Origin of the sequence: Bradyrhizobium sp. AUGA SZCCT0182 (genome assembly GCF_018130185.1) — a bacterium.
Taxonomy (GTDB): domain Bacteria; phylum Pseudomonadota; class Alphaproteobacteria; order Rhizobiales; family Xanthobacteraceae; genus Bradyrhizobium.
Genome location: NZ_JAFCLY010000058.1, coordinates 16,211 through 31,481 on the forward strand (window position 1 = coordinate 16,211; position 15,271 = coordinate 31,481).

A 15,271-nucleotide genomic window follows, 5' to 3' on the forward strand; every position below is an offset into this window, starting at 1 on the left:
CGCGCCGATCATCGCAATTCTAATTTTCTGGTAGAGTGACGGGCAGCTTTGCTCGAATTTGCGTCCCGATGCCGCGTTGCGATATCACCTCAAACGTGCCTTTAAGGGCTTCGACACGGTTGCGCAAACCCGCGATGCCAAGGCCAATCCTGCTGCGCCGGTTCGCATGATTGTTGTCGACCAGCCCCGGGCCGCTATCGCTCACCGCAACGACGATCGATTGCGTATCCGCCCAAACCTCGACGCGCTGTTCCATTGCTTTCCCGTGATGAAACGCGTTGTTCAATCCTTCCTGCACGATCCTGTACAGGCATATTGTCACCGGTAGCGTGAGATCTTCGGGCAAGATTCCAATCTGACGGCCGACCTCCGTTCCTGTCGCATCCTCGTGGTTCTGTACAGCAAGCCGGAGTATTTCATTGGGCGTCAGCCCCTCCAATTGGGGGAGCACAAGTCCGGTCGAGATATCGCGGAGTTCCCTAAGTATCCGCGCAGTCAGGGCTTCGGTGCCGGCATTGTCGGGACCGCCACAGCCGACCTCGGCTCTGTTCGTGCCGCTCGGTTCGGTCAGCTTGAGCATTAAGAGGCTCACGAGTTGGATCGGCCCGTCATGCAGATCCTGTCCAATCCGCGCAAGGAGATTTTCGTTGGAGTTCGCGGCCTCCAGACGGGCATGATCTGCCGCTCGACGCAACTTGTGATTCTGCGCAGCGAGCTTCTTAGCCTCCACCACATTCTTCATGAGAGTTGACTGGTAGTCGGTGACCAGGTTTGCAGCGCGGCGAACCATCAGGAACAGAACCAGCATCATCGGAGCGGTGGCCGCACCAACGATTCCCATTGATATGAGACGGATCGAGACAAGATCGTCCGCAAGTCGTCTGCCGTCAGCATAGACCTCGCCGACGGCGATGATCGTCTTTGTCCCTTTGCGGAATAGCGGGGCATAGATTTCGACGAGCGGAACATGCAGGTTGCTCCCGGTGGCATTCTCCACGGCGTCTAGATAATCGAACTCGCTGTTTACCTTGCCCGCGGCGGCTGTGGTGATGTGATGCGAAGGAAATTTCTCCCCGACTGATTCCTTATTGGTCGAGTACACTAGCGTCGCATCCGGCAACCAGATCTTGATCAATTTTACGCGTTCGCCCAGTTTTCCAGCAAGCAAGTCATCGAGCTTTTTCACACTTTCTGGAGACAGGCTGCGGGAAGTGGCGAGGTCTTGCGCTAATGGACCGAGGAAAAGTTCGGTGAAGAGGGCGCCTTCTTCGGCGGCCGTTTGCATCATGCTTGCTTCAATGCGTTGCGAGATGACGAACGCGAGCAGTCCCATCGAGACCGCGATCGTTATGGCGGCAGCTATGACAAATTGATGAGCAAATCCGAGTGAACGAGTCTTGAAGCCGGTCTTAACAGACGACCGAGTCATCGCCGTGGGTCCTTGCCTAAAGCGAGGAGCGGCGCTTGAAATTTCCGCGCCGCGTGACAAGCGCTCCTCGTCCAAATCCATCTTCCAGCACTGTATCACATCCAGGGGCATGAAATACCTCCGACTGATCTATAGGGCCGTTAACGCTAATGAGGCCGCTCATAATCGGTGAAAGGAAGCACCTCAGCCGGACGATGTCTCGGGACTTTAGTCCCCGGTTGTTGTGGGACCTTGTTCCCCATTCAACGGGGGACCTTGTGCCTCGTACTTCTCGGGACCTTGTCCCCTTATCCGCGCGCTTCGAAAAATCTCAGAATGGCATCGTCGAGGTCTGAGCCAGTGTTGGCATCACAGCATGAGCGACATTGGTTTCAACGACCCGGCCGCGGCTGCGGTCTGTTCCAACAACAGGTGAGGGTGTCATGGTTGCCTATATCAAAAGCGATCTGGAATTCATTCTCGAGCAGATCAAGGTCGCGGAACAGCATGCGCTTTTCGTGCAAAGCGGTGGTGCCGCAGGCAAGCCCTTGTTCGGGCCGAACGGTTCGATTCCGGCCTACAATCTCTCGATGGGCCTCCGTACCGTCGACGGTAGCTACAACCACTTGCTGCCGGGGCAGGAACAGTGGGGCGCAGCCGGCAACCAGTTTCCGACCCTGCTGGATCCGGTCTACAGGCCGTCGGGCGGCCAGGTCGACATGGATGGCCCCGGCCCGGCGCCCGCGATGGGGCAGTTGAACTACAACCCCTCGAACAATCCCGGCTCGCTCGTCTTCGACGCGAGCCTGCGCACCATTTCCAACCTGCTCGTTGACCAGACGCTGGGCAATCCGGCTGCGATCCTGACCGCGCTGCAGCGCGCCGGTTCCGCGGACGCGATGGCCGATCTTCCGGCGGTGACGGCGATCTACCAGGCCTTCAAGCCGGCCTTCGACGCCGAGTACCAGGCCCGCGTGGTCATGCAGAACGCCAAGATCGCCGCCGACGAGCTCGGCGACGGCGATCCCATCACGCCGCCGACGCCGGAGGAGCAGGAAGCCATCGATGCGTGGATCGCTGCGACCGCGGCCCACGCGGCCACCGTGGTAGAGCTGGAAGCGGCGCGCGTGGTACGCGACGGGGCCCTGGAGCCCTTCGGCATCGAAATGCAGGGCGACAACGTCTATCTGCCGGCAGTGGCGCCGGACGAAGGCCTGTCGGCACCGTTCAATTCCATGTTCACCCTGTTCGGCCAGTTCTTCGATCACGGCCTCGACCTCGTCAACAAGGGCGGCAGCGGCACCGTGTTCATTCCGCTGGCGGAGGACGATCCGCTCTATGTCCAAGGCAGCCACACCAATTTCATGGTCCTGACCCGCGCCACGGTCGGGGCGGGCCAGGACGGCCTGATGAATACCGCCGACGATGTCAGGCCCGTGAACACCACGACCGCCTACGTCGATCAGAACCAGACCTACACCTCGCATTCGTCGCATCAGGTCTTCCTGCGCCAGTACGTGCTCAACGCCGCCGGCGATCCGGTGGCCACCGGCAAACTCATCGAGGGCGCCAACGGCGGCATGGCGACCTGGGGCGAGGTCAAGCTTCAGGCCGCGCAGAAGCTCGGCATCCTGCTCACCGACTTCGACGTCGGCAACGTTCCCCTGCTGCGGACCGACGCCTACGGCAACTTCATTCCCGGCCAGAACGGCAATCCGCAGATCATCACCGGCCTCGGCCCGGACGGCATCCCGAACACCGGCGACGACGTCGTCGTCGAAGGCAACCTCGCAGCCCCGGTGACGACCGTTGGCGCGATCCGCACCGGCCACGCCTTCCTAGCCGACATCGCCCACGAAGCCGTGCCGGTCGGCAAGATCGCCGACGGCGACATCACGATCGGCCTGGCCAACCCCGGCAACGGCGACACCGAATACGACAACGAACTGCTCGACGCGCACTTCATCGCCGGCGACGGCCGCGTCAACGAGAACATCGGGCTGACCGCGGTCCACCACGTGTTCCATGCCGAGCACAACCGCCTCGTCCAGCACACCAAGGACCAGGTGCTGGCGACCGGCGATCTCGCCTTCATCAACGAGTGGCTGGATGGTCCCGACCTTCTCGTCCTGCCGACCCCGGCACAGCTGTCCACGCTGGTGTGGGACGGCGAACGCCTGTTCCAGGCCGCCAAGTTCGGCACCGAGATGCAGTACCAGCATCTGGTCTTCGAGGAATTCGCCCGCAAGGTCCAGCCCAACATCAACGTCTTCCTGGTCCCCGACGGCTTCGACACCTCGATCAACCCCTCGATCGTGGCCGAATTCGCCCACGTCGTGTACCGTTTCGGCCACTCGATGCTGACGGAGTCCATCGACCGCTTCGACAGCACCTTCCAGGCCGACCACATCGGGCTGATCGAGGGCTTCCTCAACCCGCTCGCCTACGATGGCGGCGGCACCACCACCGCCCACACCCTGACCGATGAGGTCGCCGCCGGCGACATCATCCGCGGCATGACGCGCCAGGTCGGCAACGAGATCGACGAATTCGTCACCACCGCGCTGCGCAACAACCTGCTCGGCCTGCCCCTCGACCTCGCGACCATCAACCTGGCGCGCGGCCGCGACACCGGCGTGCCGTCGTTGAACGTCGCCCGCCGTGAATTCTACGAAGCGACCAACCAGGAGGAACTCCTCAAGCCCTACGCCAGCTGGACCGACTTCGCCGGGCATCTCAAGCATGAAGCCTCGATCATCAACTTCATCGCTTCCTACGGCACCCATACGCTAATCACCACTCAGACGACCCTCGAGGGCAAGCGCGACGCCGCGCTCACCATCATCACCGGCAATTCGGTCGGCAACCTGCCGGTTCCCGCCGACCGGCTCGACTTCCTCAACGCCACGGGCGCCTACACCGGCGGTTCGCTCGGCGGCCTCGAAAACGTCGACCTGTGGATCGGCGGTCTCGCCGAGGAGATCATGCCGTTCGGCGGCATGCTGGGATCGACCTTCAACTTCGTCTTCGAAGTGCAGATGGAGCAGCTGCAGAGCGGCGACCGCTTCTACTACCTGCAGCGGCTCGACGGTCTGCATCTCTTCAGCGAAATGGAGAACAACTCCTTCGCCGCGATGATCATGCGCAACACTGACACGACGCATCTGCCGTCGGACGTGTTCTCGACCCCGGGCCTGATCCTCGAAGTCGATCGGGTCACCAGGCAATTCAACGACCTGGACGGCGACGGAACCCTGGAGAACGACGATCCGGTGGGCACCAGCCTCCTGACCCCGCTGGTCCTGCGGGACAATCCGGCAACTCCGGGCGCGGAAATCAACTATCTGCGCTACACCGGCGACGAGCACGTCGTCCTCGGCGGCACCGAAACGGCGGACACTTTGATCGCCAGCATCGGCGACGACACGCTGTTCGGCGACGGCGGCAATGACCGGCTCGAGGGCGGCTTCGGCAACGACATCATCAATGCCGGCGACGGCGACGACATCATCAAGGACATCGGCGGCGACGACAACATCAAGGCCGGCGCCGGCCACGACGTGGTGCACGCCGGACCGGGCCTCGACCTCGTCATGGGCAATTCCGGCCAGGACTTCATCTTCCTCGGCACCGACATGGGCTCGGAGGTGTTCGCCGGCGAAGGCAACGACTTCATCTACGGCAACAGGAACGCCGAACGGATCCTCGGCAACGAAGGAAACGACTGGATCGAAACCGGCACCTTCGACGGCGCTCCGGGCGACAACTTTGACGAAATCTTCGCGCGCGACTCGATCGACGGCCACGACGTGTTCCTCGGCGACGGCGGCTTCGATGAGTTCATCGCCGAGGGCGGCGACGACATCATGGTCGGCAGCCTCGGCCGCGGCAAGATGGCCGGTATGTCCGGCTTCGACTGGGCGACCTACAAAGATAGCATCATGAAGGTGGACGCGGACTTCACCCGCGGCATCGTGTTCGACGAGAACCCGAACCCCCCGGGGTTCGGGACGCTCGATGCCTACGAGTCGGTGGAAGGCCTCTCGGGTTCCAAGTTCGACGACGTGCTGACCGGAGCGGACACCCTTGCGGAGGAACGCGTGGCCGCTTCGGCCGGTGGCTCGGAAGGATTCCGCGGCAGCGCCCTGACCAAGGAAGGCATTGAGCGCATTGCCGGGTTGCAGGCGGTCTTGGGCCTCACCGCCGCCCAGATGACGGCTCTGACCGCCAACGCCATCGCCTACAACGCCGGCGAGATCATCCTCGGCGGCGACGGCAGCGACACCATCATGGGCCGCGCCGGCGACGACATCATCGACGGCGACAGCTGGCTCAACGTCAGGATCGCCGTTCATGCCAACATCGGCCCGAACGGCGGCACCGGCGCCATCCTCGAGCACCACAGCAGCATGACCACGCTGGCGGCCAAGATGTTCTCGGGCGAGATCAATCCCGGTCAGCTCCAGATAGTCCGCGAGATCACGACCGCCGCGGATGCCACGCCGGACATCGACACCGCGAGGTACCAGGGCAACCGTTCGGAGTACGCCTTCTCGGCCACGGCGGCCGGCGAACTTGTCGTGTCGCATGCTGTCGAGGACTCGCTCGACGGCACCGACCGGCTGCGCAACATCGAAAGGCTCCAGTTCCTCGACGGCAACCCGCTCAACATCATCGTCGGGACGCCGAACAACGACGTGCTCACCGGCACCGCCCAGGACGATCTGATGCTCGGCCTTGCCGGCAACGACCTGCTCAACGGCGGCGCCGGCAACGACATTCTGGTCGGCGGTCCGAACGGACCGGCCACCGGCGGCACCTTCGCGGACCCCTTCACCACGGCCAATCCGGCCTGGGTGCAGACCAACGACGGCACCACCGCGGCCACGGACCAGATCCGCATCGACGACAACAACAACAACGTGCTCCGCTTCTTCGGCGGACCCAACATGAACGGCGCCGAGATCACCCGGGCGTTCGACCTCTCCAGCGCGAACACCGCGACCATCACCTACAACGTCGACGCCGACAACCTCGACGGCGCCGAACAGGTGCGGGTACTGTTCGCGGCCGACGGCAACAACTACGTCCTGCTCAACACCATCGACGGCAACGACAACGCCCCCGGCAACCACGTCGTCACCGGGCCGTTCTCCACGACCGCACGCATCCGCTTCGAGGTCACGAGCATCGCCGGAGGCCTGACCGATAACGTCGAGATCGACGATCTGCAGATCGTGTACTCCGCGGCCGAAACGCTCAACGGCGGACTCGGCAACGACACCTACTCCTTCGCCGTCGGCGACGGCATCGACATCGTCAACGAACTGGCCAACGAGGGAGCCGCGGACCGCATCTCCATCCTGGCACCGAGCACCGGAATCGATCCGGATACCTTGCTGCCGATCCTGACGATCACCTCGCTGAACGCCAGCGACAACAACGGCGCCACGGCCAATGGCGACCTGGTGATCAACTACACCCTGCCCACCGGTACCCAGCAGACCATCACGGTAGCCGGGCACTTCACGGGCGGCAATGCCCAGACTGGCGTCGAGCGCATCAATTTCAACGGCGCCAATTTCGCCGGCTACGCGCTCGGAGCCGACGACTACCTCGTCAGTCGCTCCGATCCGGGCAACCGCGACAGTGGCGGCGTCAATCTAGCGGCCTCGACCGCCAACAACTTCATCGTCGGCGAGACCGGAACCTCCGACGAGATCGTCGGCGGCAGCGGCAACGACCTGATCTTCGGAGGCGCCGGTGCGGGCTCCAACGACCTGGTCGGCGGGCTGGGTGACGACCTCCTGGTCGGCGGCACGGGCAACGACGACCTCGACGCCCGGGACAACGACGATGACGACAATCTGGATCTGGTAGGAGCACTCGGCGCCGACACGATGGTCGGCGGCGCGGGCAACGACACCTACGGCGTTGATGACCTGCTGGACGTCGTGGTGGAAGCCGCGGGCGAGGGAACAGCAGACACGGTCGAGACCTTCATGGCCGCGCTGTCGCTCGAGACCATGGCCAACGTCGAGAACCTGACCTACCGTGGTGCCGATGCCGACCAGTTCGTCGGCACGGGCAACGCCGGAAACAACATCATTTCCGGCGGCGACCTCGCTGACACCCTCAACGGACTCCTCGGCAACGACACGCTCAACGGCGGACTCGGCAACGACACGCTCAACGGCGGGGACGGCAACGACACGCTCAACGGCAACGACGACGTCGACACGCTGAATGGCGGCATCGGCAACGACATCCTCAATGGCGGCGCCGGAGCCGACATCATGGTGGGCGGCGCCGGCGACGACACCTACGTCATCGAAGAAGCCGACGTGGTGACCGAATTGGCTGGCGGCGGCACCGATACGATCCAGTCCTCGATCTCCTACACCCTCGGGTCGGAGCTCGAGAACCTGACGCTGACCGGGACCGACATCAACGGCACCGGCAACGCGCTCGCCAACGTCATCACAGGCAGCGGCACCAACAACCAGATCTTCGGCGGTGGCGGCAACGACATCGTCGATGCCGGCAACGGCACCGACCTGGTCGACGGCGGACTCGGCGACGACACGCTGAGTGGCGGAACCGGGGGCGACACCGACACCATCATCGGCGGTGGCGGCAACGACACGATCAATCTGGTCACCACGGGCGCCGACGGCGGCAACGACGTCCTCATCTACAACGGCGTCAACTTCGGCGCCGACATCGTCACCAACTTCGATGCGACCGGTGGTACCGCCACTACCCAGGACCGGATCGACCTCAGCGCCCTGGGCGTCACCCTCGCCAACTTCCCCACCCGCGTGGTGGTGACCCCGGCGGGTGCCAACACCCTGATCACGGTCCGGGATGCGTCCCTGGCCACGATCGGCACCATCCAGGTCAACGGCGTCCTGCCGGCGGCCATCGATGCGACCGACTTCATCCTGGCGGCGGCGCCGACAGGCACGCCGATCAACGGCGACGACACCAGCCAGACCCTCACCGGGACCGCAAATGGCGAGACGATCAACGCCGCGGGCGGCAACGATACGGTCAACGCCAACGGCGGCAACGATGTGGTCAACGGCGGCGAGGGCGCGGACACCCTCAACGGCGGCGACGGCAACGACACCCTGAGCGGCGGTGCCGGCAGCAACAGCGGCGCCTACGTCGATGCCTTCGGATCGACGTCGTACGCCAACAGCAACGGCACGGTCGCCTTCACGGGACCGTGGACCGAGGGCGGCGGCGAGACCACCAGCCCGTCCGGAGGCGACATCACCATCTCTGGCGGACGCCTTCAGTTCAACGCAGGCGTCGATGGCGGCGAGACGATCGAGCGCGCCGTCAACCTGGCCGGTGCGACCGCGGCGACGGTTTCCTTCAGCTACGAGGACGACAATCTGACCGCCGGTCAGACGGTCATCGTCCAGGCGAGGAACGTCACCACCAACGCCTGGGAAACGGTTGCCGGCGGCACGCTGGGAGCAGGCACCAACGGCACCTTCAGCTTCAGCGCCCCGCTGACGGCCAGCCAGATCGGCTCGAACTCGGCGATCCGCTTCCTGACCACCGGCGACGGCAGCAACTGGGACAACGGCGACAACTTCTTCGTCGACGACTTCACGGTCAGCCTGACCGTGCCCGGCCTCAACGCCGGCGCGGACACGGTCAACGGCGGTGCCGGAGACGACACCATCGTCTGGAACGCCAACGCCGTGGCTCCCACCGACGGTCGCGACGTGGTCAACGGCGGAACCGAAGGCGGCGCGGGCGATACCTTCGTCATCAACGGCAACACCTCCAGCGAGACCTTCAACATCTACACGCTGGCCGCCTGGGACGCCGTCGCCGGCAACGACCTCGCGAGCTTCGCGGGACGTACGCCGGAGATCGTCATCACCCGGAACGGCACGGGCTTCGCCAACGTGATCGCGGAACTGAACGAAATCGAGGAAATCCGCGTCAACAGTGTCGAGCCGAACGGACCGACCGGCGGCGCGGGAGCCGGCGATACGTTCAATGTCATCGGCGACTTCACCTCGACCAGCCTGCGTCTCAACACCATCACGATCGATGGCGACGACGGCGACGACATGATCGATATCTCGGCCCTGACTTCGGCCCATCGCATCGTGTTCAAGTCCAACGGAGGCAACGACACCATCATCGGCGCCCTGCAGGCCGAGGATGTGATCGAGCTCCCGGAGGGGACGGATCTCACGAGCTACCACCTGGTCGAGAACCAGAATGGCACCCGAACCATCTCGAACGGGACCCATTCGGTCACCTTTACGGGCGTCGTGCCGTCCCAGTTCCAGACCGACGAACCGGACGAAGACGAGGACGAGGACGAGAACGAGACGCCGCACGACGACTGCGACGACGAGGCAACGCCGACCGCCGGCGGCGACGACGAGGAGACCACGGCAACCGGCGTGGTCCGGACCGGAACCTCGCAGTCCGACACGCTGGTCGGCACCGCGGGCGACGACAACATCGTCGCATTCGCCGGAGACGACATCGCCATCGGCGATGCCGGGGCCGACGCGATCGTGGCCGGCGAGGGTGCCGACTTCGTCAGCGGAGGCAGCGGCCGGGACGTGATCTCCGCAGGAGCCGGCGACGACCACGTGTTCGCCGGGGCGGATGCCGACATGGTCTACGGCGATGCGGGAGCGGATCGCATCTTCGGCGAGCAGGGCAACGACCTGATCAATGCCGGGGCGGGCGACGACACGGTGTTCGGCGGTGCCGGCAACGACCTGATCGTGGCCGAGATTGGCGACGGCAACGACGCCTACTTCGGCGACGAAGGCACAGGCGGCTGGGACGCCGATACGCTCGACATGTCGGCGGCGAGCGCGGCCGTCACCGTCAACCTCGGCTCCGGCCCGCTGTCGAACGGCAGCGCCTCGAGCTCCCAGACGGGCAACGATACCCTCTGGGGCATCGAGAACGTCACCACCGGCTCCGGCAACGACGTCATCGTCGCCGGCACCGCGGCCAACGTGATGAACGGAGGGCTCGGCGACGACACCTTCCGCTTCAACTCGGTGGAAGCGGCCAAGGGCGACACCATCGTCGGCTTCGAGCCCGGCGATCGGATCGACCTCAGCGGCATCGACGCCAACTACGCCACCGACGGCAACGAGAGCTTCACGCTGGTTTCCGACGCGGCCTTCACCGCCGCGGGCCAGCTCGCGGTGACCTACGAGACCCGCAACGGCGAGGAGTTCACCGTCGTCCAGGGCAACGTCGACGGCAACGCCGCCGCCGACTTCAAGATCGAGATCGCGGGCCACCAGAACCTCGGCTCCAACGTCACGCTCTGATCGCGACCTCGGCCGGAACGGAAGAGATGCTCCTCCCGTTCCGGTGCCTTCCGTTTTCCTCGCACCAGACGGCACCCTGAAAAATGGCCAAATCGAAAGAACTCACCCCCGCGAAGCGCCAGCGCCTCGCCGAGCTGACCCAGGGCTTCCGCGGCATCGTCGTGTTTCTCTTCGTGATCTCCGGCATGATCAACGTGCTGGCGCTTACCGGTTCCGTCTACATGATGCAGATCTACGACCGCGCCTTGACCAGCGGCAGCATCCCGACCCTGGCGGTGCTGTCGGCGCTCGCAATCGGGCTCTATCTGTTCCAGGGCGCCTTCGACGTCGTCCGCTCCCAGGTGCTGGTGCGGGTCGGCGCCCGCATCGACCGCAAGATCGCTCCCCTGGCGCATCGCGTCGCCATCGACATGCCGCGCTTCGGTTTCTCCACCTCCGAGGCGCTTGAGCGCGGTCGCGACGTCGACACGGTACGCGGCTTCCTCGGAAGCCAGGGCCCTTCGGCGCTGTTCGATCTGCCCTGGATGCCGATCTATCTCGCTTTCATTTACTTCCTCCACCCGATGCTCGGCGCGCTGACCTTCGCCGGCGCCCTGGTCCTCGTCGTGCTCACCGTCGTCAGCGAGATCATGACGCGGCGCCTCACCGTCTCCACGCGCAAGGCCGCGATGGAACGCAACGGCATCGCCGACTGCAACGCCCGCAACGCCGAGGTCCTCAAGGCGATGGGCTTCGCCGGCCGCGCCGTCGGCCGCTTCAACGAGGCCAATGCCGAGCATCTCGACCTGCAGACCAGGGCCAACGACATCACCGGAAGCTTTGCCGCGGTCTCGCGCGTGCTCCGCATGGTGCTGCAGTCGGCCCTGCTGGGACTTGGCGCCTACCTCGCCATCAAGGGCGAGCTTTCGGCCGGCGCCATCATCGCGGTCTCGGTCGCCTCGGCGCGGGCGCTGGCTCCCGTCGATCTGGCGATCGGCAACTGGAAGGCCTTCATCGCCGCGCGCATGGCCTATCAGCGGCTGCGCGACACCGTGATCGCGCTCGCCAGCGCGGACGAGCCGATGCGGCTGCCCGATCCGACCGCCCGCCTCTCGGTCGAGAAGATCACCGTCGCGGTGCCGGGATCCGGCCAGGTGGTGCTGAGCGAGGTCGCATTCGAGCTTGAGGCCGGCCAGGCGCTCGGCATCATCGGTCCCTCCGCCGGCGGCAAGACCACGCTGGTGCGAGCGCTCACCGGCATCTGGCCGGCGTTGCGCGGCAGCGTCCGGCTCGACGACGCCGACCTGACGCAATGGCGCGAGGAGGACCTCGGCAGGCACATCGGCTATCTCCCCCAGGAGGTCGCGCTGATGGACGCCACCATCGAGGACAACATCTGCCGCCTCGAGCCCGATCCCGACTACCGCAAGGTGATCGGGGCCGCCAAGGCCGCCGGCGTCCACGAGATGATCGTCAAGTTGCCGGACGGCTACGCGACCAGGCTGGGCCCGCAGGGCTGCGCGCTCTCCGCCGGGCAGCGGCAGCGCATCGCGCTGGCGCGTGCGCTCTACGGCAACCCGTTCGTGGTGGTGATGGATGAGCCGAACTCCAACCTCGACGGCGAGGGCGAGGCGGCGCTCACTGCGGCCATCGAGGGCATCCGCGCCCGCGGCGGCATCGCCATCGTGATCGCGCACCGGCCGAGCGCGCTGGTGGCGGTCGATCTCGTCGCCATCGTCCAGGCCGGCCGCATGGTCGCCTTCGGCAAGAAGCAGGACATCATGACTCCGGTCCGGCAGCCTGCCGCGGCCGCACCGGCCGACACCCTTTCCGAGACCCAGCTGCGGAGGCCCGCATGACGATCAATGTCCAGGCCACCCGCCAGTCCACCGCCGAGACCGCTCCGGGCCGCAAGGACTACGAGGAGAAGGATGACCGTCGCCGCCGCTTCGTGCCGCTGTTCTTCCTGCTGTTCGTGGGATCGTGCTCGGCCTATCTCAAGAGCTTCCTGCCCGTGAAGCTGGAGGCCAGCGAGAACCGTGAGCCGGCTCCCCACGGCTCCGCCGGCGAGGAGGAGACCGTCAAGGAGGACGCGCTCGCTGCGGCCGACGAAACCGACCCCGAGGAGCCGGCGGCAAAATCGTCCGGCCGGACCGAGGAAGTCAGGATTTCGGCGCATGGCGACGAGGAGCGCGCCCCGGACGGATCGACGGATTTCAGCGCCCGGGCGCGCACCGACAAGCCCAAGGTGGACACCGGATCGGGCGAAAGCCCGAAGGTCGCCAACGACAACCGTCCGTCGCCGCGCCAGGAGGCCCCCGCCGGTGGCGGCGGAGGCGGTGGCGGCGGAGGGGGAGGAGGGGGAGGCGGTGGCGACGACAGGCATCCCACTCCGCGCGATCCGCGCGACCCCCCGGCACCCGATCACCGCAACCGCGCCCCCCGCGTCTCGGGGGCCGTGCATCTTCCCGACGTCGTCGCCTGCCACGGGCTGGCGATATCGATGGCGGCGCTGCTGGCCGGCGCCACCGATCCCGACGGCGACCGCCTGACCGTGGTCGGCATCTACTCGTCCTCGGGCACGCTGACCCGGACCGCGGACGGCGGCTGGGAGTTCGACCGCGCCCCGGACATGCTCGGCGAGGTCAAGCTGACCTACGCGATCAGCGACGGTCGCCACATCGTGATGCAGACGGCCTACTTCAATGTGGTCGAGGCGCCGCCGATCATCGGAACCGAAGGCGACGACACCCTGCTCGGCACCCAATGCGCCGAGACCATCGTGGGGCTCGGCGGCGACGACAATATCGACGCCCGCGGCGGCGACGACCGGATCTCGGGCGGCGACGGCAACGACCACATCCTGGCGGGCGCGGGCAACGACGTCGTCTATGCGGGCGCCGGCAATGACATCGTGTTCGCGGGCGCGGGCAACGACGTATTGTTCGGCGGAGCCGGCGACGACCGCCTGTTCGGCGAGGACGGCGACGATACGCTCCAGGGCGAGGACGGCAACGACCGTCTCGACGGCGGCGCAGGCCGCGACATTCTGATGGCGGGAGCCGGGGACGACACTATCGACGGCGGCACCGGCAACGACACGCTCGACGGCGGCGACGGTGCGGACCGGATGGCCGGCGGCGACGGCAACGACGTCCTGACGGGCGGTGTCGGTGCCGACATGCTGGCCGGCGACGCCGGCAACGATGCCATTTCGGATGGCGGCGGATCCGACGTCGTGACCGGCGGCACGGGCAACGACCATCTGGTGGCGGCCGCCGATTCCGCCAACGACAGCTTCGCCGGCGGCGCCGGCAACGACACGCTGGACTACTCCTCGTCCGCGCGGGCGATCGACGTGAATTTGGCCACCGGCCATGCCTACGGCGCCGACATCGGCAACGACACGATTTCGGAGATCGAGGCCGTGGTCGGCAGCGCGGGCGACGACACCCTGGCGGCAGGTCCGACCGCAGCGTCGATCGACGGTGGCGCTGGCCACGACGCCGTGACCGGCGGCGTGGGCGACGATGTCTTGGCGGGCAATGCCGGCAACGACACGCTTGCCGATGGCGGCGGATCCGACGTCGTGACCGGCGGCACGGGCAACGACCTTGTCATGGCTTCGGCCGATGCCGCGGCCGACACCTTCAACGGCGGCGCTGGAACGGACACCATCGACTACTCCTCGGCCGACCAGAACCTCGCCATCGATTTCGCAACTGGTCATGCCTCCGGCGCGGACATTGGCAACGATGCAATTGCGGAGTTCGAGAATGTCGTCGGCGGCGCCGGCGACGACACAATCGTCGCCGGCGCGTGCTCGGCCTCGATCGCGGGCGGCTGCGGCGACGACGCCTTGACGGGCGGAGCCGGCGACGACGTGCTGGCGGGCGACGCCGGCAACGACACCATCGCCGACGGCGGCGGATCGGACACGGTCGACGGCGGCTGCGGCGACGACGTCGTGCTGGCGGCGGCCGACGGGACCGACGACAACTATGATGGCAATTCGGGCCACGACACGCTGGACTATTCGGCGACCACCATCACCGTCACCATCGACCTGCGCAACGGCACCGCCCGCGGCGTCGAGATCGGTGAGGACCTGATCGAGGACTTCGAGGAGATCATCGCGGGCTCGGGCGACGACGTGATCCGCGTCGACGGCGGATCGGTGGTACTGACCGGCGGCGCCGGCAACGACACCTTCGAGTTCCAGCCGCCGTGCGACGACGGCGGCGGTTCGGAGCAGGACACCGTGAAGAAGATCACCGACTTCACGGTCGGCGACCGGATCGTGGCCGCCACCTACCAGATCACCATCAAAGACGGCGACGAAGCCGTGGAACAGGTCGCTGACCTGTTCCAGCAGCTCTATCTCGACGAGGACCGCGACCATGGCCGGCCCGTTCGCTTCCGCTTCGAGGAACTTGCCCACGGCAAGTACACCGCAATCGACGTTTCCCACGGCTCCCATGCCGAGGACGTCATGACGATCGAGGTCGCCGGCCACCATCATCTGCAATTCGCCGCGATCCATTCCTGA

4 protein-coding genes are annotated in these 15,271 nt (G+C 65.8%); 3 read left to right on the top strand and 1 reads right to left on the bottom strand.

What is annotated here, in order from left to right:
* Window positions 1–19: 19 nt before the first annotated feature.
* Window positions 20–1,540, bottom strand: coding sequence for a sensor histidine kinase (locus JQ611_RS37205; RefSeq protein ID WP_249133754.1), 1,521 nt, complete (start codon window positions 1,538–1,540; stop codon window positions 20–22).
* 311 nt (window positions 1,541–1,851) lie between these two features.
* Between JQ611_RS37205 and JQ611_RS37210 the strand changes: the two genes are divergently transcribed.
* From JQ611_RS37210 to JQ611_RS37220, 3 genes are all read left to right on the top strand, one after another.
* Window positions 1,852–10,743, top strand: coding sequence for a peroxidase family protein (locus JQ611_RS37210; protein WP_212468244.1), 8,892 nt, complete (start codon window positions 1,852–1,854; stop codon window positions 10,741–10,743).
* Window positions 10,744–10,826: 83 nt separating this feature from the next.
* Window positions 10,827–12,581, top strand: coding sequence for a type I secretion system permease/ATPase (locus JQ611_RS37215; protein WP_212468245.1), 1,755 nt, complete (start codon window positions 10,827–10,829; stop codon window positions 12,579–12,581).
* Entirely contained in the window at window positions 12,578–15,271 is a 2,694-nt protein-coding gene (locus JQ611_RS37220) for a cadherin-like domain-containing protein (RefSeq protein WP_212468246.1), read from the top strand. Before JQ611_RS37215 ends, JQ611_RS37220 begins: the two co-directional genes overlap by 4 nt.

What these genes read in the sequence shown, in the direction of transcription:
- JQ611_RS37205 (WP_249133754.1), bottom strand. Translation starts at nt 1,540, where the DNA reads ATGCCCCTGGATGTGATACAGTGCTGGAAGATGGATTTGGACGAGGAG.
- JQ611_RS37210 (WP_212468244.1), top strand. Translation starts at nt 1,852, where the DNA reads ATGGTTGCCTATATCAAAAGCGATCTGGAATTCATTCTCGAGCAGATC.
- JQ611_RS37215 (WP_212468245.1), top strand. Translation starts at nt 10,827, where the DNA reads ATGGCCAAATCGAAAGAACTCACCCCCGCGAAGCGCCAGCGCCTCGCC.
- JQ611_RS37220 (WP_212468246.1), top strand. Translation starts at nt 12,578, where the DNA reads ATGACGATCAATGTCCAGGCCACCCGCCAGTCCACCGCCGAGACCGCT.